The sequence below is a fragment of the Streptomyces sp. NBC_01244 genome (genome assembly GCF_035987325.1).
Lineage (GTDB): Bacteria > Actinomycetota > Actinomycetes > Streptomycetales > Streptomycetaceae > Streptomyces.
In genome coordinates this window covers 5,669,043-5,687,415 of record NZ_CP108488.1, presented here as the reverse complement: position 1 = coordinate 5,687,415, position 18,373 = coordinate 5,669,043, and the positions used below count along the sequence as shown (strand labels likewise).

General features: G+C 71.7%; 20 protein-coding genes and 4 tRNA genes. 7 read left to right on the top strand and 17 right to left on the bottom strand.

All coding sequences use genetic code 11. From position 1 onward, the window contains the following. Positions 1–80: 80 nt before the first annotated feature. Together secE and OG247_RS25750 are read right to left on the bottom strand one after the other, a co-directional pair. Entirely contained in the window at positions 81–362 is a 282-nt protein-coding gene (secE, locus tag OG247_RS25755) for a preprotein translocase subunit SecE (protein ID WP_243333337.1), read from the bottom strand. 107 nt (positions 363–469) lie between these two features. Then, positions 470–542: transfer RNA gene (locus OG247_RS25750), tRNA-Trp, on the bottom strand. Between the two features lie 191 nt (positions 543–733). Here OG247_RS25750 and OG247_RS25745 point away from each other — a divergent pair. Then, positions 734–1,960: a pyridoxal phosphate-dependent aminotransferase gene (locus OG247_RS25745; protein WP_327254468.1), complete on the top strand. Its 1,227-nt coding sequence runs from the start codon at positions 734–736 to the stop codon at positions 1,958–1,960. Between the two features lie 351 nt (positions 1,961–2,311). Next, positions 2,312–3,331 carry an adenosine deaminase gene (locus OG247_RS25740; RefSeq protein WP_327254467.1) on the top strand — a complete coding sequence of 340 codons (1,020 nt, stop codon included), beginning with the start codon at positions 2,312–2,314 and terminating at the stop codon, positions 3,329–3,331. Positions 3,332–3,346: 15 nt separating this feature from the next. Here the strand turns inward: OG247_RS25740 and OG247_RS25735 are convergent, their stop codons facing one another. The 10 genes from OG247_RS25735 to OG247_RS25690 all read right to left on the bottom strand — a co-directional run bounded on the left by OG247_RS25735 (position 3,347) and on the right by OG247_RS25690 (position 9,416). Then, entirely contained in the window at positions 3,347–3,763 is a 417-nt protein-coding gene (locus OG247_RS25735) for a hypothetical protein (RefSeq protein WP_327254466.1), read from the bottom strand. 17 nt (positions 3,764–3,780) lie between these two features. Next, on the bottom strand, positions 3,781–4,836 hold the full coding sequence (locus OG247_RS25730) for a UDP-N-acetylmuramate dehydrogenase (RefSeq protein ID WP_327254465.1): 1,056 nt from the start codon (positions 4,834–4,836) through the stop codon (positions 3,781–3,783). Positions 4,837–4,927: 91 nt separating this feature from the next. Beyond that, positions 4,928–5,386 (bottom strand): DUF3291 domain-containing protein, encoded by a 459-nt coding sequence (locus OG247_RS25725; RefSeq protein WP_327254464.1) that lies wholly within the window; start codon positions 5,384–5,386, stop codon positions 4,928–4,930. 106 nt (positions 5,387–5,492) lie between these two features. Continuing rightward, positions 5,493–6,983: a DHA2 family efflux MFS transporter permease subunit gene (locus OG247_RS25720; RefSeq protein ID WP_442813657.1), complete on the bottom strand. Its 1,491-nt coding sequence runs from the start codon at positions 6,981–6,983 to the stop codon at positions 5,493–5,495. Positions 6,984–7,181: 198 nt separating this feature from the next. Continuing rightward, entirely contained in the window at positions 7,182–7,742 is a 561-nt protein-coding gene (locus OG247_RS25715; RefSeq protein ID WP_327254462.1) for a TetR/AcrR family transcriptional regulator, read from the bottom strand. Positions 7,743–7,931: 189 nt separating this feature from the next. Further along, positions 7,932–8,360: a MaoC family dehydratase gene (locus tag OG247_RS25710; RefSeq protein ID WP_243333324.1), complete on the bottom strand. Its 429-nt coding sequence runs from the start codon at positions 8,358–8,360 to the stop codon at positions 7,932–7,934. Between the two features lies 1 nt (position 8,361). Then, positions 8,362–8,853, bottom strand: coding sequence for a MaoC family dehydratase N-terminal domain-containing protein (locus OG247_RS25705; protein WP_327254461.1), 492 nt, complete (start codon positions 8,851–8,853; stop codon positions 8,362–8,364). A gap of 116 nt (positions 8,854–8,969) precedes the next feature. Beyond that, positions 8,970–9,134 (bottom strand): 50S ribosomal protein L33, encoded by a 165-nt coding sequence (gene rpmG, locus OG247_RS25700; RefSeq protein ID WP_003956487.1) that lies wholly within the window; start codon positions 9,132–9,134, stop codon positions 8,970–8,972. An 88-nt stretch (positions 9,135–9,222) separates the two neighbouring features. After that, a tRNA-Met gene (locus OG247_RS25695) sits at positions 9,223–9,295 on the bottom strand. Between the two features lie 48 nt (positions 9,296–9,343). Beyond that, positions 9,344–9,416, bottom strand: a tRNA-Thr gene (locus OG247_RS25690). 852 nt (positions 9,417–10,268) lie between these two features. Between OG247_RS25690 and OG247_RS25685 the strand changes: the two genes are divergently transcribed. Both OG247_RS25685 and OG247_RS25680 read left to right on the top strand, forming a co-directional pair. Continuing rightward, positions 10,269–11,591, top strand: a complete 1,323-nt coding sequence (locus tag OG247_RS25685; protein ID WP_327254460.1) for an amidohydrolase family protein — start codon at positions 10,269–10,271, stop codon at positions 11,589–11,591. Positions 11,592–11,645: 54 nt separating this feature from the next. Beyond that, on the top strand, positions 11,646–12,302 hold the full coding sequence (locus tag OG247_RS25680) for an SDR family oxidoreductase (protein ID WP_327254459.1): 657 nt from the start codon (positions 11,646–11,648) through the stop codon (positions 12,300–12,302). A gap of 111 nt (positions 12,303–12,413) precedes the next feature. Here OG247_RS25680 and OG247_RS25675 read toward each other — a convergent pair whose 3' ends face one another. From OG247_RS25675 to OG247_RS25665, 3 genes are all read right to left on the bottom strand, one after another. Further along, positions 12,414–13,679, bottom strand: coding sequence for an IS701 family transposase (locus tag OG247_RS25675; protein ID WP_442813232.1), 1,266 nt, complete (start codon positions 13,677–13,679; stop codon positions 12,414–12,416). 138 nt (positions 13,680–13,817) lie between these two features. Further along, positions 13,818–14,255 carry a DUF3574 domain-containing protein gene (locus OG247_RS25670; protein ID WP_442813399.1) on the bottom strand — a complete coding sequence of 146 codons (438 nt, stop codon included), beginning with the start codon at positions 14,253–14,255 and terminating at the stop codon, positions 13,818–13,820. 167 nt (positions 14,256–14,422) lie between these two features. Then, a tRNA-Tyr gene (locus OG247_RS25665) sits at positions 14,423–14,504 on the bottom strand. 198 nt (positions 14,505–14,702) lie between these two features. Here OG247_RS25665 and OG247_RS25660 point away from each other — a divergent pair. Continuing rightward, on the top strand, positions 14,703–15,191 hold the full coding sequence (locus tag OG247_RS25660; RefSeq protein ID WP_266905515.1) for a YajQ family cyclic di-GMP-binding protein: 489 nt from the start codon (positions 14,703–14,705) through the stop codon (positions 15,189–15,191). 20 nt (positions 15,192–15,211) lie between these two features. On the opposite strand, the gene OG247_RS25655 is transcribed toward OG247_RS25660, so the two are convergent. Beyond that, a complete protein-coding gene (locus OG247_RS25655; protein WP_327254458.1) occupies positions 15,212–15,385 on the bottom strand; it encodes a hypothetical protein in 174 nt (57 codons plus the stop codon). A gap of 44 nt (positions 15,386–15,429) precedes the next feature. On the opposite strand from OG247_RS25655, the gene OG247_RS25650 reads away from it, so the two are divergent. Both OG247_RS25650 and OG247_RS25645 read left to right on the top strand, forming a co-directional pair. Beyond that, positions 15,430–16,857: a SulP family inorganic anion transporter gene (locus tag OG247_RS25650; RefSeq protein ID WP_327254457.1), complete on the top strand. Its 1,428-nt coding sequence runs from the start codon at positions 15,430–15,432 to the stop codon at positions 16,855–16,857. Positions 16,858–16,911: 54 nt separating this feature from the next. Then, positions 16,912–18,135 (top strand): APC family permease, encoded by a 1,224-nt coding sequence (locus OG247_RS25645; RefSeq protein ID WP_327257619.1) that lies wholly within the window; start codon positions 16,912–16,914, stop codon positions 18,133–18,135. Here the strand turns inward: OG247_RS25645 and OG247_RS25640 are convergent. After that, positions 18,119–18,298, bottom strand: a complete 180-nt coding sequence (locus OG247_RS25640; protein ID WP_327254456.1) for a hypothetical protein — start codon at positions 18,296–18,298, stop codon at positions 18,119–18,121. The two genes, OG247_RS25645 and OG247_RS25640, sit on opposite strands and share 17 nt — an antisense overlap. Positions 18,299–18,373: the final 75 nt, after the last annotated feature.

Genomic DNA, 18,373 nt, shown 5'->3' with positions numbered 1-18,373 from the left:
GCTGCTTCTTCCTGGATACAAAAGGTGGTCGAACATGCGAAAACGGGCGGCACCCATCAAGGCGCCGCCCTCCGCGGGGATCAGCCGAAGACGAACTTGATGGCTTCCTGGAACCCATAGTCAATCACGGTCACCAGACCGATCATGATGACGACGAAGACAATCACCACAGAGGTGTACGTCGTCAGCTGGTTGCGAGTGGGCCAAACAACCTTGCGGAGTTCCGCGACAATCTGGCGGTAGAACAGCGCGAGACGACCCAGAGGGCCCTTCTTGCCGCGCTTGCCGCCCTTGCGGGCCTTCTTCTCGCGAGTGTCATCCTCGGCGTCAGGCATGTCGATGGAGCCCAGGGCGTCCGTCACGTCTCTCACCTGAATCCGGGTCGTGGCCGTAGCCGCGCCCGGTTGCGCCGCACGGCACTGCATCTAAGTACGTACCTGCGCACACACTTCCGAGAAGGAGTGTGGAGCAGGGCCGGAGGGACTCGAACCCCCAACCGCTGGTTTTGGAGACCAGTGCTCTACCAATTGAGCTACGACCCTTTGCGTCCCTCAACCTACCGCATCCAGGCGAGTGCACGGTGTGCTCACGCTCTGCAGCGGTCGACGAGGGCCAACGACGGTTGAGTGTACGTGGTCCGGGCCCTGACGTCGAACAGCGCCGTCCGGGGAGCGTCCGTCCGGTAACTGAAACAGCGTGCGGCGTTCGTTTCCCGTCTGGGACGATTGGCCGCATGACCTCTGAAACGCCTTCCGCCGAGCGCCGCGTATCCGCCCGTATCGGTGCCATCTCCGAGTCCGCCACCCTCGCCGTCGACGCCAAGGCCAAGGCCCTCAAGGCCGCCGGGCGTCCGGTGATCGGTTTCGGAGCGGGTGAGCCCGACTTCCCGACCCCGGACTACATCGTCGACGCCGCGGTCGAGGCCTGCCGCAACCCGAAGTACCACCGCTACACGCCGGCCGGCGGTCTGCCGGAGCTGAAGGCCGCCATCGCCGCGAAGACGCTGCGCGACTCCGGTTACGAGGTCGACGCCTCCCAGGTCCTGGTGACCAACGGCGGCAAGCAGGCGATCTACGAGGCGTTCGCGGCCATCCTGGACCCGGGTGACGAGGTCATCGTCCCGGCCCCTTACTGGACCACGTACCCGGAGTCGATCCGTCTCGCCGGCGGTGTCCCGGTCGAGGTCGTCGCCGACGAGACCACCGGTTACCGCGTTTCCGTCGAGCAGCTCGAAGCGGCCCGCACCGAGCGCACGAAGGTCGTCCTCTTCGTTTCCCCGTCGAACCCGACCGGCTCCGTCTACTCCGAGGCCGACGCCGAGGCGATCGGCCGCTGGGCCGTCGAGAAGGGCCTGTGGGTCCTGACCGACGAGATCTACGAGCACCTGGTCTACGGCGACGCGAAGTTCGTCTCCCTCCCGGCGATCGTTCCCGAGCTGGCCGACAAGTGCATCATCGTCAACGGCGTCGCCAAGACGTACGCCATGACCGGCTGGCGCGTGGGCTGGGTCATCGGCCCGAAGGACGTGGTCAAGGCCGCGACGAACCTCCAGTCGCACGCCACCTCCAACGTCTCCAACGTGGCCCAGGTCGCGGCGCTCGCCGCCGTCTCCGGCAACCTGGACGCCGTCCACGAGATGCGCACGGCCTTCGACCGCCGCCGCCAGACGATGGTGCGGATGCTGAACGAGATCGACGGCGTCTTCTGCCCGACGCCCGAGGGTGCCTTCTACTGCTACCCGGTGGTCAAGGACCTCCTCGGCAAGGAGATCCGCGGCAAGCGTCCGCAGACCTCCGTCGAGCTCGCCGCGCTGATCCTGGACGAGGCCGAGGTCGCGGTCGTCCCGGGCGAGGCCTTCGGCACCCCCGGCTACCTCCGCCTCTCCTACGCCCTGGGCGACGAGGACCTGGTCGAGGGCGTCTCCCGCATCCAGAAGCTCCTCGCGGAGGCCAAGGCCTAGGCCTCCGGCGGTTCGCAGCCCGACCTGAGCGGCGGTTCCCCCACGGGGAGCCGCCGCTCAGGCGTTTGCGGTCGCTGCCGCCGCGCGACCGTGCCCCGCCCCCGGACCCACCCCGGGGCTCCGCCCCGGACCCCGCGTTTCAAACGCCGGCGGGGCTGGATCACCTGCCCGTACGGGCCGACGCCGGCCACATCCAGCCCCGCCGGCGTTTGAGGCGCGGGTCCGGGCAGCGCCCGGAAGGCCCCGCGCAGCGGCTCCCCGCTCCCCCGCAGGCCCGCTCATGCGTTCGCGCAAGCCCCCGATCGGTAAAACCCCCTCCCGCCGGAGGCGGCTGTGCGGCAGGATCAACAAATGGAGCACGCACGCGATCTCACGCTTCTGCCGAAAGCCCACCTCCACCTGCACTTCACCGGCTCGATGCGCCCGTCGACCCTGCTGGAGCTCGCCGACAAGTACGGCGTCCGCCTCCCGGACGCCCTCACCTCCGGCGAGCCACCGAAGCTCCGCGCCACGGACGAACGCGGCTGGTTCCGCTTCCAGCGGCTCTACGACGCCGCCCGCTCCTGCCTCCGCGAGCCCGACGACATCCGCCGCCTGGTCCGCGAGGCCGCGGAGGAGGACGTCCGCGACGGCAGCGGCTGGCTGGAGATCCAGGTGGATCCCACCTCCTACGCCCCCCTCCTCGGCGGGATGATCCCGGCCGTCGAGATCATCCTCGACGCCGTGGACGCGGCCTCCCGCGAGACCGGCCTCGGCATGCGCGTCGTCATCGCCGCCAACCGCATGAAGCACCCCCTCGACGCCCGCACCCTGGCCCGGCTCGCCGTCCGCTACGCCGACCGCGGCATCGTCGGTTTCGGCCTCTCCAACGACGAGCGCCGGGGCATGGCCCGGGACTTCGACCGGGCCTTCGCCATCGCCCGCGAGGGCGGACTGCTCGCGGCCCCGCACGGCGGCGAGCTCACCGGCCCGTCCTCCGTCCGTGACTGCCTCGACGACCTGCACGCCGCCCGCATCGGGCACGGCGTCCGGGCCGCCGAGGATCCCCGCCTGCTCAAACGGCTCGCCGACCGGCAGATCACCTGTGAGGTCTGCCCGGCGTCCAACGTCGCCCTCGGGGTGTACGAGCGCCATGAGGACGTCCCGCTGCGCACCCTCTTCGAGGCCGGGGTCCCGATGGCCCTGGGGGCCGATGATCCGCTGCTCTTCGGGTCCCGGCTCGCGGCCCAGTACGAGATCGCCCGCCGGCACCACGCCTTCACGGACGCGGAGCTGGCCGAGCTGGCCCGCCAGTCGGTGCGCGGCAGCGCCGCCCCCTCCGACGTCCAGGACAAGCTGCTGGCCGGGATCGACCACTGGATCGCCTCGTAAGGGGGGCGGCGCGCGTCAGCGCGTGAGCCGCAGGTCGCCCTCGTGGCAGTCGGCACGCACCCGGGCGCCGTCCGGGAAGCCGATCTCCAGGTGGGTGCGCCCCTGCGCGGGCAGCGCGAACTCGGCGACCGACTCCACGGTCTCGCCGAGGTGGCGCAGGAAGGGGTGGTCTCCGAGGTCCTCGCCGACCTCGATGCGACCCCACTCCCCCATGTCGTAGGGCTCGTGCGGTGCCTCGGATTCCACGATGAGACAGGCGTCGGACCCGGTGGTGATCCGGGTGGACTCGCCGTGGCTGTCGAGGAGCCAGACGTCGAGGGGAGCCTCGGAGCGTTCGCCGTCGCTGATGTGCCAGGACGCGACGACCTTGTGGATCGTGCGTCCCACCAGCCGGGTGGGGTCCGTACCGGCCCCGTGCAGGGGACAGAGCATGGGCGGGCCGGGACTCCTCAGATGCTGACGCCGACCGTCACCGGCTCGTTGACCAGGGTGACGCCGAAGGCCGCGTGGACGCCCGCGACGACCTCGCGGGCGAGGGCGAGGAGGTCTTCGGTGGTGGCCTCGCCGCGGTTGGTGAGGGCGAGGGTGTGCTTGGTGGAGATGCGGGCGGGGCCGTCGCCGTAGCCCTTGGTGAAGCCGGCCTTGTCGATCAGCCAGGCCGCGCTGGTCTTCGTACGGCCCTCGCCGGCCGGGTACGCGGGCGGGGCGGTCTCGGGGCCGAGCCGCTCCTGGGCGCGGGCGAGGAAGGCGGCGTACGCCGCGTCGCCGAGGATCGGGTTGTGGAAGAAGGAGCCGGCCGACCAGGTGTCGTGGTCGGCGGGGTCGAGGACCATGCCCTTGCCTGCGCGCAGCCGCAGGACGGTCTCGCGGGCCTGCGCCGCGGGCACCCGGTCGCCGGCCTCCACTCCGAGGGCGCGGGCCGTCTCGGGGTACTTGACCGGCGCGGACAGGCCGCCCGTGTCCTCCAGGGCGAACCGGACGCGCAGGACGACGTACCGGTCGGGCTGGTGCTTGAAGAGGCTGTCGCGGTACGAGAACGCGCACTCGGCGGCCGAGAGCGTGACCGTCTCCCCGCGCGTGCGGTCGTAGGCGACGACCTCGGTGATCGTTTCGCAGACCTCCTGGCCGTACGCCCCGACGTTCTGGATCGGGGTGGCGCCGGCCGAGCCGGGGATCCCGGCGAGGCATTCGATGCCCGCGAGCCCGGCGTCGACGACGCGGGCGACGGCCTCGCTCCAGTTCTCGCCCGCGGCGAGCTCCAGGCGCGTCCCGTCGAGCGCGAACCCGGTGGTCGCGATCCGCAGGGCGGTGCCGTCGAAGCCCTGGTCACCGATGACCAGGTTGCTGCCGCCGCCGATGACCAGGAGCGGGGTGCCGCTCTCGTCCGCGGCGCGCACGGTGGCGACGACCTCGGCGTCGGTGGTCGCGGTGACCAGCCGGGCGGCGGGGCCGCCGAGCCGGAAGGTGGTCAGCGGGGCGAGGGGGGCGTCGTGGAGTTCCTGCACGTGGACAAGAGTACGGTCCGCGTCCCCCCGACCAGGCGGGGCCACGGACCGTACGCGTACCGCAGGGCCGTACGGGGCTCGGGCGGCCGCCTCAGCCCCGCCCCTCCTTCTGCTCCTCCGTCTGCTGTTCCGTCTGCTGTTCCTTCTGCTCTTCCTTCTCCTTCTTCGCCTCGGCGAGGCGGCGCTCCGCCTCGGCCCAGCCGATGGGGAGCTCGCTCGCCGGGACGGTCCAGAAGACGAACCCGGCCTCCTTCGTGTGGGCGGCGGCCGACCGGGAGCTGGAACGGTGCGGTTCGCTGCCCGCGAAGCGGTAGAGCGCGTTCCGGTCCTCCCAGGCGGACAGGGTCAGGAAGGTGCGGCGCAGGACCCGGGCCCGCAGGGCGACCCCGTGGGCTCCGGGGGCCCTGCGCATCTGGAGGATGATGCCGGGCGACTTCAGGAAGAACCGCAGGGCTCCGGTCAGGCTCGCGGTCTCGAAGCGCGAGGCCATGACGTAGACCTCGGCGCCGGCGGCGGGCCGGGTGGGCGTGGACCAGGGGATGTCGGGCATGACGGGCCTTCCTCGCTCGTGTCGTGTCGTACGGAACTTCGTGCGGTGCGGCGGCTGCGGTCCCCCCGCCGGCCGCCGCGCGGGCACCGGCCGGCGAGCGGGACCCTCAGACGGCCGCCTTCTCGGTGGCGCGCCCACCGACCGGGGCCGTACCCCGGCCGTCCGCCGGCTGGTCCTGCGTCGACCGGTCGTCCATCGACAGGCCGGCCCGGGCCTTCTCCGCGGCCCGGCCGGGGAGCAGCAGTGCGAGTGCGGCCGCCACGGCGACGGCCGCGCCGCCGATCCACAGGGCGGGGACGGTGCCGTCGGTGAAGGACTGCCCGGACTCGTAGCCGCCCTGGGCGGAGAAGACGGAGGCGAGGACGGCGACACCGAGGGCTCCGCCGACTTCGCGCAGGGCGCTGTTGGCGCCGGCGGCCTTGCCCTGGTCGGCGGGGGCGACGGTGGACATGAGGGCGTTGGAGGCGGGGGCGAAGAACAGGCCCATCCCGATGCCACTGATGATCATCGCGGGGAGCTGGGCGGCGTAGGAGACGTCGGTGCCCAGGATCACGGCGAACCAGCCGAGGCCGATGGCCTGGAGCGCCAGCCCGGCGACCACGACGGGCCGGCTGCCGATCCGGTCGGAGAGGATCCCGGAGATCGGGGCGGCGATCATGGGCATGGCGGTCCAGGGGAGCATGCGCAGCCCGGCTTCGGTGGGCGAGTAGCCGAGGACGCCCTGGAGGAACTGGCTCAGCAGGAAGATCGAGCCGAACATCCCGACGAACATCAGCAGGCTCGCCATGTTGATGCCGAAGAAGCCCCGGTCGCGGAAGAGCCGCATGGGCAGCACCGGGTTGGCGTTGCGGAAGCCGTGGTGGATGAACCCGCCCACGAGTGCGGCCCCCACCAGGAGCGAGGTGAGCACGGGAAGGCTGGTCCAGCCGTCCGCGTTGGCGTTGACCAGCCCGTAGACGATGCCGAAGAGCCCGCCGCTGATGAGGAGGGTGCCCGGGACGTCGAGCTTGGCCTGGGGGGCGGTGGACTCACCGAGCCGCATCCGGGAGAGCGGCATGAGCGCCAGCCCGACCGGGACGTTCAGCCAGAAGATCCACTGCCAGGAGATGTGCTCGGTGAGGCTGCCGCCGATGAGCGGCCCGCTCGCGACGGCGAGGCCGGTGAGGGCGCCGTAGATGCCGAGGGCCATTCCGCGCCGGGCGGCGGGGACGGCCACGGTCAGCAGCGTGAGCGAGAGCGGCATCATGATCGCCGCGCCGACCCCCTGGACGGCTCGGGCGGCGATGAGCTCGTTGATGCCGGGCGACATGGCCGCGGCGGCGGACGCGACGGTGAACACGGCCGTACCGGCTATGAAGAGCCGGCGGCGGCCGAACCGGTCGCCGAGGGCCGCGCCGAACATGAGCAGGACGGCGAAGGTGAGCGTGTACGCGTTCACCGTCCACTCCAGGTCCTCCAGCTTCCCACCGAGGTCTTCGCGGATGGACGGGAGCGCGGTGGTGACGACGAGGTTGTCGAGGGCGGCCATGAAGCTGGCGGCCCCGGTGATGACGAGGGCCCAGACCGCAGGCCCGCGAAGCTTGGCGTCTTGCACGATTCCCCCAAAACTAGTTATTGATCACTAACTTCAACGGGCGTGACCGTGCCCCGCGCCACCGGGGTGGCAGCCCAGGGCCGGCGCAGTCGGCACACTGATCCCTGCGTCGTTCCCGCTTGATGCCTGTTCGTTTTCCGCTTGGCCCCTGCTTGGCCCCTGCTTGATTTCCGCTTGGCTCCTGCTTGGCCCCTGCCGGCTCTACTGGGGCCGCAGCCCCGGATAACAGCCGTCCCAGACCCGGTGCTGGGCCGGGAACCCCATGGCGGACAGGGTGTTGATCAGCATTCCGTAGGCCAGGAAGGTGGTCGTCTCGGCCACGTCCGCCCCGAGCGGTACGTGGACGGTGTCCCACAGCTCCATCCAGGCGGCCCGCACCATCTCGCCGAACTCCGGCTCCCCGGCCGCTTCGGCGGCGGCGACGGTCACGTACGTCTGGAGCTGCATCTGCAACTTCTCGGGCTGATCGGCGATCAGCTTCATGTAGGCCGCGCCGAGCACCTCGACCGCATCCTCGCCCTCGACCGGCAGGTCCTTGGCGGCCTCCTCGAAGACGAGCCGGATGTCCTCCATGCACCGCGCGGCGGCTGCCAGGAAGATGGCCTGCTTATTGGGAAAGAGCCGGAACAGGTAGGGCTGGGACACCCCGACCCGCTTGGCGATCGCCTCGGTGGAGGTCCCGTAGTACCCGCCCCGAGCGAACTCGCCCATCGCCGCCAGGATCACGCTCTCGCGCCGCTCTTCCGCACTCATCCTTGCCATGCTTCAAAGTTAGTGCTCAATCACTAACTTGCCAAGCCGTATCCCGGAACGAGCACCAAAAAGGCTCTGACCTGCAAGTTTCCTCGCCGGCCAGAGCCTTGTCGGTAACGCCTGAAAACACATGAACCGCATGAACCGCATGGGACCCGAGGGGACCCGAGGGACTCCCAGGGGCCGGGTGGGAGCCTCCTACGCGAGGGCAACCACCGCGCGCGACATCCCCAGCACCTTCTGCCCGGCGCTCATGGCCGTCAGGTCGACCCGCACCCGGTTGTCGTCCAGCTTCGCCGCGACCTTGGCCGTGACCTCGATCAGCGCGCCCTGCCCGTCGTTCGGAACGACGACCGGCTTCGTGAACCGCACTCCGTACTCGACGACCGCACCCGGGTCGCCCACCCAGTCGGTCACCACGCGGATCGCCTCGGCCATGGTGAACATGCCGTGGGCGATCACGTCGGGCAGTCCGACCTCGGTGGCGAACTTCTCGTTCCAGTGGATCGGGTTGAAGTCGCCCGACGCACCCGCGTACCGCACCAGCGTCGCCCGCGTGACGGGGAAGGACGCCGCCGGCAGCTCGGTGCCGACCTCGACGTCGTCGTACTGGATCTGAGCAGCCATCTCAGGCCTCCTCGGGAGCGGAACCGGCGGCGACGGGCTCGGCGGCGGGCTCGGGCGCCCGGGAGACGAGCTTCGTCCAGGCGGTCACCACGTGCTCGCCGGACTCGTCGTGGACCTCACCGCGGATGTCGACGATGTCGTTGCCCGCGAGCGACTTGATGGCCTCGATGGTCGAGGTCACCGTCAGCCGGTCACCGGCCCGCACGGGGCGGGTGTACGCGAACTTCTGGTCGCCGTGCACGACGCGGCTGTAGTCCAGTCCCAGCTGCGGGTCGTCGATGACCTTGCCGGCCGCCGCGAACGTGATGGCAAACACAAAGGTCGGCGGGGCGATCACGTCCTGGTGACCGCACGCCTTGGCTGCTTCGGGATCCGCGTACACCGGATTGGCGTCACCCACGGCGACCGCGAATTCGCGGATCTTCTCCCGGCCGACCTCGTACGGATCGGTGGGCGGGTAGCTCCGCCCCACGAAGGACTGGTCGAGCGCCATGACTCCCTACCTCCTTGTTGAAACGATCTGTCGAAACGACACAAGGCCGCCCCCCAATGAAGGGGACGACCTCATGACGGTAAGACTGTGCCTGTTGTACGAGACTTCGCCAGTTGTTAGCGGGTCTCGCGGTGCGCGGTGTGCGAGTTGCAACGCGGGCAGTGCTTCTTCATCTCAAGACGGTCCGGGTTGTTACGCCGGTTCTTCTTGGTGATGTAGTTCCGCTCCTTGCACTCCACGCAGGCCAGCGTGATCTTCGGGCGGACGTCGGTGGCAGCCACGTGAGTGCTCCTTGACGGACAATTGGACGGATGAACGCATAAAAGAGTAGCCGATCGGGAGACCGACCCCGCAATCGGCTACTGTGTGTAGCGGCGACCGGACTTGAACCGGTGACACAGCGATTATGAGCCGCTTGCTCTACCGACTGAGCTACGCCGCTTTGATGAGATCCGCTCCCCACCCGAGGGTGGGGAACCTCTCTCACCAGAGCCCCAATGCGGAATCGAACCGCAGACCTTCTCCTTACCATGGAGACGCTCTACCGACTGAGCTATTGGGGCGAGCGAGGAAGACATTACACGGTCGTCCGCCGATCGCCCAAATCCTTTGCGGGGACTGGCCTCGGAGCACCACCGCCGCCTTTCTTGATCCGCGCGAAACGCGTCCGCGGACCCTCGCAGGGCGCCTTTCACCCCGAAAGGTGTCAGGCATCACACCCCCGCCCACCCGATTCCCACCCTGAGTCACCACCCAGCCCCCGCCGAACCCCCCGACGGAACCCCTCCCCACCGAAGCCACCCCCGCGGGCCCGTCCCCCCACCACCTCCGAGCCGTCGCCACGGCACCCCGGAGCGGGCCGCAGGGACCGGAACGAGCCTGAGGCCAGGAGGCGGGCGCTGGGGGCGGGCGGGGCCGCGGGGGCGGGGCGGTGGCCTGCGCGGACGGCACGGGGCGGCCCCGGGCCCGCTCCGCGGGGGGAGGTCCCCTACCCGCCCTTCGCCCGTTCCCCGGGGCTGCGCCCCGGACCCCCGCGCCAAAAGCGCCGGCGAGGCTGAATCCAGCCCCTCCGGCGTTTGAGGAGCGGGGGTCCGGGGGCTGGCCCCCGGGAACGGCGCCGCACCCGGCAACGGGTCCGGGGCGGAGCCCCGGGGAACGGTGGAAGGGCGGGTAGGGGACAGCCCCGCAGGGCCCGCCCGGCTCCGGCTCCGGCTCCGGCTCCGGCTCCGGCTCCGGCTCGTCGGGCCCTCGGGGTGGTCTCGCCAGTGCGGTCCACCCAGACGCACCGGTACGACTATTGCCCTCTTCCGCGAAGCGAGCACCCCTGCCCCCTAGGCTCTGAGCACGCTGCGTGATCTTGGGCCGCGGGCCGCGGCCACGGCCCCAGGAACCGCCCGAGCCACCGCAGGAGCGCGATGTCCGACAGCCCGCCGCAGCAGCCGTCCCACTCCCCGCGCAACCGCCCCGGCAGCGGCCAGGGGCAAGGGCAGGGGCGCGGCCCCGAGGGCGCCCAGGGCAGCCAGGGCCCGGCGGCCCCCGAGTCCTCCACCCTGCTCCTCACCGGTGCCCGCCTCACCGACGGCCGCACCGTCGACGTCCGCCTCGGCGGTGGGCGGATCCAGGCCGTCGGGACGGCCGGCAGCCTGCCCGCCGCCGCGGGCGCCCGCGTGGACCTCACCGGCTACCTGCTGCTCCCCGCGCCCGCCGAGCCCCATTCCCACGGGGACACCGCCCTGACCGCGGACAGCGAGGGGCCCGTCTCCTACGCCCCCGACGAGGTGCAGCGCCGCGCCACCGAGGCCGCCCTGCTCCAGCTCGGGCACGGCGCCACGGCCGTCCGCTCCCACGTGCGCATCGGCGACGTGCACGGCCTCGGCCCCCTGGAGGCCGTGCTCCAGGCCCGCCGCTCCCTGCGCGGGCTCACCGATCTCACCACCGTCGCCGTACCCCGCCTGCTGACCGGGGTGGCCGGGGCCGACGGGCTCGCCATGCTGCGGGACGCCGTGAAGATGGGTGCCTCCGTCATCGGCGGCTGCCCCGACCTCGACCCCGACCCCACCGGCTTCCTCGAAGCCGTACTGGAACTCGCCTCCGAGCACGGCTGCCCCGTCGACCTGCACACCGACGGAGACGACCCCGCCCGCCTGTCCCGGCTCGCGGCGATGGCCGGCGGGCTGCGGCCCGGGGTCTCCATCGGGCCCTGCGGCGGCCTGTCCCGGCTCCCGCTGGACGTGGCGACCCGGGCCGCCGACCAGCTGGCGGCCGCCGGGGTCCAGGTGACCTGCCTCCCCCAGGGCGACTGCGCGGCCCTGGAACGGCGGGGCCTGCGCACCGCCCCCGTACGGCTGCTGCGCGCCTCCGGGGTCCGTGTCGCGGCCGGCAGCGGGGCCCTGCGCGACGCGGGCAACCCGGTCGGGCGCGGGGACCCGCTCGAAGCCGCGTACCTCCTGGCCTCCCAGGGCGGGCTCCGCGCCACCGAGGCCTACCACTCGGTCGCCGGCGCCGCCCGCGAGGCGATGGGCCTGCCCGAGGTGCGGGTGGAGGCCGGCTTCCCGGCGGAGCTGCTCGCCGTGCGCGGGGACCGGATCGCGAGCGTGCTGTCCCTCGCGTACAGCCGGATCGTGATCCACCGCGGGCGGGTGGTAGCCCGGACGAGTGCCGTACGGGAGTACTGCGACTCCGCCGTCGCGGTGGCCCTGGACCTGCCCCGGCAGGGCCGTATGGAGCCCGGTCCCTGAGGGTTCACCGCATGTTCCCGGGCGCGGGCGCCCGGCTCGTCGTACGGTCGTGACATGCGCATCGTCATCGCGGGTGGACACGGTCAGATCGCGCTGCGGCTGGAGCGCCTGCTCGCCGCGCGCGGGTACGAGGTCGCGGGCATCATCCGCGATCCGGCACAGGGCGACGCCCTCAGGGAGGCGGGCGCCGAACCGGTGCTGTGCGACCTGGAATCGGCGTCGGTCGAGCACGTGGCGGGCATCCTGCAGGGCGCGTACGCCGCGGTGTTCGCGGCGGGCGCGGGCCCCGGCAGCGGGGCCGGGCGCAAGGACACGGTCGACCGGGGCGCGGCGGTGCTGTTCGCGGACGCCGCCGAACGGGCCCGGGTACGCCGTTTCCTGATGGTCTCTTCGATGGGCGCGGACACCCGCCGTGAGGGTGACGAGGTCTTCGACGCCTACCTGCGGGCCAAGGGCGAGGCCGACGACCACGTCCGCACCCGTCTGGGCCTGGAGTGGACGATTCTGCGCCCGGGCTCGCTGACCGACGACGAGGGTGCGGGCCTGGTCCGCCTGGAGGCGCAGACGGGCCGCGGGCCGGTCACCCGCGACGACGTGGCGGCGGTGCTCGCCGAGCTGGTCGAGACACCGGCGACCGCGGGCCTGACCCTGGAGCTGATCGCGGGATCGACCCCGGTCCCGGTGGCGGTCAAGGACGTGGCGGGCAACTAGTAGTGCTTGGTCAGGTTGGTGTGAGGGTGGGTATGTCGCGGTGACAGGTGGGGCAGGCGCCGGCCCAGGTGGCGAGGAGGGTCTGCAGTTCGCGGACGATTCGGTAGAGGCTCAGGCCGGCGCCGTTTCTTTTGGGGCTCTGGCCAGTCGCTGGAGGGTGCAGAAGGCGTGGGCTGCGGAGACGAGGGTGACGTGGTGGTGCCAGCCGTTCCAGGTGCGGCCCTCGAAGTGGGCAAGTCCCAGGGCCTGTTTCATCTCGCGGTAGTCGTGCTCGATGCGCCAGCGGAGCTTCGCCAGCCGCACGAGTGTGGTTAGCGGTGTCTCCGCGGGCAGGTTCGAGAACCAGAACTGGACCGGCTCTGCCTGATCGGCAGGCCATTCGGCCAGCAGCCAGCACGCGGGCAGTTCCGGCCCGTCGATGGCTTTGCGGACCTCGCGGCCGGCGGGCCGGACCCGAAGGGCAACGAATCGCGAGTACATCCGCTTGAAGCCGCTGCGGCCCGTGCCGGGACGAGATCCCTCGCGCCATTGCACTGGTCTGGCCGCCTGTTTCCCGGCCTCGATGACGAGGTTCTTCACGCTCCGGGCCGGTTCGGGATACCTTGCCACCGGCTTGCGTCCGGTGCCGCGGTAGGGCGGAGTGCAGGGCAGCGCGTCGCCGGGCTGGGCGGTCACGGTGGTGGAGATGCCCACCACGTAGTGCAGCCCGCGTTCCTCCAGGCCGAGACGGAAAGCGGCGGTGTCCCCGTATCCGCCGTCGGCGATCGCGAGGGGGACGTCCAGGCCCCACGACCGTGTCTCGTCGACCATGTCCAGGGCCAGCTGCCACTTCTCGACGTGGCCCAGGCCTTCGGGGATGCCGCACTTCGCCCGGCGGGCCGCCTTGACGGGATCGGCCTTCGGCGAGGCGGGGTCCCAGGTCTCCGGGAGGAACAGCCGCCAGTCGACCGCCGCCGAGGCATGGTCGCCGGCCAGGTGGAGCGAGACCCCTGCCTGGCAGTTGGTGACCTTGCCCGCGGTGCCGGTGTATTGCCGCGTCACACAAGCCGAGGCATCGCCGTCTTTGAGGAACCCGGTGTCGTCGATGATCAGTGCGGTCGGTTTGATCGCCGTCTGCATCATCCACGCGAGTCGGGCCCGCACGTGGGCCGGGTTCCATGGGCTGGAGGTGATGAAGTGTGCCAGGGCCTGCCGGTTCCCGTCCTCCCCGAGCCGGGCGGCCATGGGCTCGACGGACTTGCGTCCGCCATCTGTCAGCAGCCCGCGCAGGTAGACCGACCCCCACCGACGCTGATCCGCCCTCGCGAACGGTTCGAACACCTCCGCCGCGAAATCCTCCAGATCACACCGGACCGCAGCCAACTCCTCGGGCATCACACCCGATCAACGGAACAACCGATCATCCGGACACGCCACCAACGACTGAACCTGACCAAGCCCTACTAGGGCCTGTCGGGCCCCGGCCGGCCTGAAGCCGGCCGGGGAACGGCCGGCCGCGGACCACCGGCCGGCCGGTCAGAAGTCGGCGGTCAACCGGTCGTCGGAACGCGCGACGGAATCCTGCTCGAACTGCTTCTCGTACGCCTCCCGGATCCGCTCGATGCGCTCGCCGCGCTCGCCGGCCTCCTTCTCCGGGTACAGCAGCACCACCTCGTACGAGGTCTCGCGGATGATCTTCCCGTCCCGCTGCCATTGGCCGCGCCCGTCCTGGAGGGTCAGCCCTTCGGGGAAGGCGGGGGTGATCTCCCGTTCCAGGAACCCCATGAACTCCCGCTCCCCCACCGGTGGACGGCCGTCCGGCCGCTCGGTGCCGAAGTAGAGCCGGGTCTCCTGGTAGGGATGCCCCACATCACTGTGCAGCGCCGCTCCGACCAGAGCCGGGATCCCCGCTCCCAGCAGGGCGAGGAGCACCCCGCCGCCGACCTTTCCGCGCGCGTCAGAAGTCCATTTCACGCCGGATGAACGACCGGGACCCCGCATCGGCACGCCCGATCCGCCCGATGGGCGCACCCGCGCCCTGCTCGTACCGGCCGCGTGCGACGCGGCCGCGTTCCGGTTCCGGGCATACGAGAAAACCCCCGCCCATCGCATTTCTGCAATGAGCGAGGGTCTCACTCGCGTGGCGGCGCCAGGGTTCGAACCTGGGTAGGCTGAGCCGGCAGATTTACAGTCTGCTCCCTTTGGCCACTCGGGCACACCGCCATGATCGCTGCCGTCTTTCCGCCTTGCGGCGGCGCTCCGTGGCAACGACGTAAACGATACCTGATGACCGGGGGTGCTTCGCCACCGGATTGATCAGCGCCGCACGTGGGCGCGGTGGCTAGGCTTTGCGGAGCGGTCCGGGGATGTCCGGCCGCGCCCTTAGGGGCCGTCACTACCGACTTCAAGGAGCCACAGCACATGGCCGACTCCAGTTTCGACATCGTCTCGAAGGTCGAGCGGCAGGAGGTCGACAACGCCCTCAACCAGTCCGCCAAGGAGCTCTCGCAGCGCTACGACTTCAAGGGCACCGGCGCCACGATCGCCTGGTCCGGCGAGAAGATCCTGATGGAGGCGAACTCCGAGGAGCGCGTCAAGGCCGTCCTGGACGTCTTCGAGACCAAGCTGGTCAAGCGCGGGATCTCCCTCAAGGCGCTCGACGCCGGTGAGCCGCAGCTGTCCGGCAAGGAGTACAAGATCTTCGCCACGATCGAAGAGGGCATCTCCCAGGAGAACGCCAAGAAGGTCGCGAAGATCATCCGCGACGAGGGCCCCAAGGGCGTCAAGGCCCAGGTCCAGGGCGAGGAGCTGCGCGTCAGCTCCAAGAGCCGCGACGACCTCCAGGAAGTCCAGGCCCTCCTCAAGGGCAAGGACCTGGACTTCGCGATCCAGTACGTGAACTACCGCTGATCACCGGCTTAGGCCTCGGTTCAGCCCGTACGCCGGCCCGGCGGTCCTTCGAGGACCGCCGGGCCGCGGTCGTTGCGGCGGGTGCCGCGGGCGGTGTCGCGGGACCGGCGCTCGGTGGGTGTGTGCCGGGCGTGAACGGCGTACGCGCCTGTGGTGTCCTCCGTGTGCACTTGGGCGGCGGGGAGTGCGCCCACCAGGGTGAGGGGTGTCCGTCACCGCCTCGACAGGGGGTTCCCGCATGCCTGGGGCCGGCACGTTACGTGAAGACTTCGGGGCGTCCGTGGTGGTCGCCCTGGTCGCGCTACCGCTCTGTGTCGGAGTGGCCGTCGCCTCCGGGGTGCCGGCCGAGCTCGGGATCCTCACCGGGGTGGTGGGCGGGCTGGTCACCGGCTGGTTCCGCGGCAGTTCCCTCCAGGTGAGCGGCCCGGCCGCCGGACTCACCGTGCTCGTCTACGAGGCCGTACGGACCTACGGGCTGCCCGCGCTCGGCGTACTCGTCCTGGCCGCCGGCCTGGTGCAGCTGGGCATGGGCGCGCTGCGGCTCGGGCGGTGGTTCCGGGCGATCTCCGTGGCCGTCGTCCACGGGATGCTGGCCGGCATCGGGCTCGTGCTGATCGCCGGTCAGCTGTACGCCCTGGCCGGTGTGGAGGCCCCGGCGCGGACCCTGGAGAAACTGGCCGGAGCCCTGGAGCTCGGCGGGCACGCCGACTGGACCGCCGTGGCACTCGGGGCCGGGACCGTCGCGGTCCTGGTGGCCTGGCGGCGGATGCCCGACCGGCTGCGGCTCGTGCCGGGGGCGCTCGTCGGGGTCGCCGCCGCAACCGCCGCAGCCGTTTTGCTGCGGCTACCCGTGGAGCGGGTCCGGGTCACGGGCGTCCTGTCGGCCGTGACCCCGCCCGACTGGGAGGACTTCGGAGTGCTGGCCTCCGCGGGGGCCGTCGGGACCGTGGTCGCGCTCGCCCTGATCGCCTCCGCCGAGACGCTGTTCAGTGCCGCGGCCGTGGACCGCATGCACGACGGGGACCGGACCGACTACGACCGCGAACTGGTCGCCCAGGGCGTCGGGAACACCCTCTGCGGGCTGCTCGGGGCCCTGCCGATGACCGCCGTCATCGTCCGCAGCGCCGCCAACGTCGAGGCCGGCGCCCGCACTCGGGCCTCCCGGATCCTGCACGGAGGCTGGCTCCTGCTGTTCGCCGTGGCCGTCCCCGGACTGCTGGAGTCCGTCCCGCTCGCCGCGCTGGCCGGGGTGCTGCTGCACGCCGGCTGGAAGCTGCTGCCGGTGCGGGCGGTGGCCGCCCTGTGGCGGTCGCACCGGGGCGAGGCGGTCGTCCTGGTGGCGACGGCCTCGGCGATCGTGGCCACGAACCTCTTCGAGGGGGTGCTCGCCGGCCTGGGACTCGCCGTCGCCAAGGCGGCCTGGGAAACCTCCCACGTCCACATCGAGCCGGTGTGGGAGGGCGACGAACTCCACGTCCGGATCCTGGGGAACGCAAGCTTCCTGCGGCTGCCCAAGCTCCTCGACGAACTGGACGCGCTGCCCCGCGGCGGCGCCGTCCGCCTCGACCTGAGCGGGCTGCGCCACCTCGACCACGCCTGTCTGACCGCGCTGGACGGATGGGAGCGCGGCCGCACGCCCGTCCCCGGCAGGGAAGGCGTCATTTAGCCCGGATACCCTCCGGCCGTGACCGCCAACGCCGTGAACGGCAAGAACAACGACATGAAGCGCACCCTCGGCGTCTTCGACGCGGTCGTCGTCGGGCTCGGCGCGATGATCGGCGCGGGGATCTTCGCCGCGCTGGCCCCGGCGGCGCGCGCGGCCGGCGGGGCGCTCCTCACGGCGCTCGCGCTCGCGGCCCTGGTGGCGTATTGCAACGCGCACTCCTCGGCGCGGCTGGCCGCCCGCTATCCCTCCTCGGGCGGCACCTACGTGTACGGGCGCGAACGCCTCGGGCCCTTCTGGGGATATCTGGCCGGCTGGGGCTTCGTCGTCGGCAAGACGGCCTCCTGCGCGGCGATGGCCCTCACCGTCGGGGCGTACGCATGGCCCGGGCAGCAGCACGCGGTGGCCGTGGCCGCGGTGGTGGCCCTGACCGCGGCGAGCTACGGCGGGGTGCAGAAGTCCGCCCGGATCGCCCGGGTGATCGTGGCGGTGGTGCTGGCCGTCCTGGCCGGGGTCGTCGTGGCGTGCCTGTCCTCCGGCGTGGCCGACGCCGGCCGTCTCGGCGGCGCGGACTGGGCAGCCGCCGGGCTGCTCCAGGGCGCCGGGCTGCTGTTCTTCGCCTTCGCGGGCTACGCCCGGATCACCACCCTGGGCGAGGAGGTGCGTGACCCGGAGCGCACGATCCCGCGGGCGGTGCCCCTCGCTCTGGGGATCGCCCTGCTCGTCTACGCCGCGGTCTCGGTGGCGGCGCTGTCGGTGCTCGGCGCCGACGGGCTGGGGCGGTCGGCGGCTCCGCTGGCCGATGCCGTGCGCGCGGCCGGCTGGCCCGGGCTGACTCCCGTCGTCCGGGTGGGCGCGGCCCTGGCGGCGCTGGGCTCGCTGCTGGCGCTCGTGCTCGGGGTGTCGCGGACCACCCTGGCGATGGCCCGGGACGGCCATCTGCCGCGCGCGCTGGCCGCCGTACATCCCCGGCATCAGGTGCCGCACCACGCCGAGCTGGCGGTGGGCGCGGTGGTGGCGGTGCTCGCGGCCACCACCGATCTGCGGGGCGCGATCGGTTTCTCCTCCTTCGGCGTGCTCGCCTATTACGCGATCGCGAACGCCTCCGCGTGGACTCTCGATTCAGGTGTCAAGGACCGGGCCGTGGCAGCGGTGGGACTGTCCGGCTGCGTGGTGCTGGCCTGCGCGCTGCCCGCCGCGTCGGCGGTCACGGGGGCCTCGGTGCTGGCGCTGGGCGCACTGGTCTACGGCGTGCGCCGGCGGCTCACACGCGGGCTCTGAAGCCTGCCCAGGGGGTCAGTTCCAGGTCCCGCTCCTCCCCCGCGCCCGATTCCTCGCTGAACCAGGCGCTGCCGTCGAGCCAGCCGCGCAGCCAGTCGGCGAGCGTGGGCGATTCGAGGAACCAGGCGAGGTCGGGATCGCCCGAGTTCGGTTCGGACAGCAAGACTTGGGCGGTTGCCGAGCGACAGTCACGCAGGCGCGCAGGGCGCAGCCGAAGTCGGCTATGGGAGGGACGCCC

What these genes read in the sequence shown, in the direction of transcription:
- OG247_RS25745 (WP_327254468.1), top strand. Translation starts at nt 734, where the DNA reads ATGACCTCTGAAACGCCTTCCGCCGAGCGCCGCGTATCCGCCCGTATC.
- OG247_RS25705 (WP_327254461.1), bottom strand. Translation starts at nt 8,853, where the DNA reads ATGGCGCTCGACCAGTCCTTCGTGGGGCGGAGCTACCCGCCCACCGAT.
- OG247_RS25715 (WP_327254462.1), bottom strand. Translation starts at nt 7,742, where the DNA reads ATGGCAAGGATGAGTGCGGAAGAGCGGCGCGAGAGCGTGATCCTGGCG.
- OG247_RS25680 (WP_327254459.1), top strand. Translation starts at nt 11,646, where the DNA reads ATGCGCATCGTCATCGCGGGTGGACACGGTCAGATCGCGCTGCGGCTG.
- OG247_RS25725 (WP_327254464.1), bottom strand. Translation starts at nt 5,386, where the DNA reads ATGCCCGACATCCCCTGGTCCACGCCCACCCGGCCCGCCGCCGGCGCC.
- OG247_RS25710 (WP_243333324.1), bottom strand. Translation starts at nt 8,360, where the DNA reads ATGGCTGCTCAGATCCAGTACGACGACGTCGAGGTCGGCACCGAGCTG.
- OG247_RS25645 (WP_327257619.1), top strand. Translation starts at nt 16,912, where the DNA reads ATGAAGCGCACCCTCGGCGTCTTCGACGCGGTCGTCGTCGGGCTCGGC.
- OG247_RS25740 (WP_327254467.1), top strand. Translation starts at nt 2,312, where the DNA reads ATGGAGCACGCACGCGATCTCACGCTTCTGCCGAAAGCCCACCTCCAC.
- OG247_RS25660 (WP_266905515.1), top strand. Translation starts at nt 14,703, where the DNA reads ATGGCCGACTCCAGTTTCGACATCGTCTCGAAGGTCGAGCGGCAGGAG.
- OG247_RS25685 (WP_327254460.1), top strand. Translation starts at nt 10,269, where the DNA reads ATGTCCGACAGCCCGCCGCAGCAGCCGTCCCACTCCCCGCGCAACCGC.
- OG247_RS25735 (WP_327254466.1), bottom strand. Translation starts at nt 3,763, where the DNA reads ATGCTCTGTCCCCTGCACGGGGCCGGTACGGACCCCACCCGGCTGGTG.
- OG247_RS25650 (WP_327254457.1), top strand. Translation starts at nt 15,430, where the DNA reads ATGCCTGGGGCCGGCACGTTACGTGAAGACTTCGGGGCGTCCGTGGTG.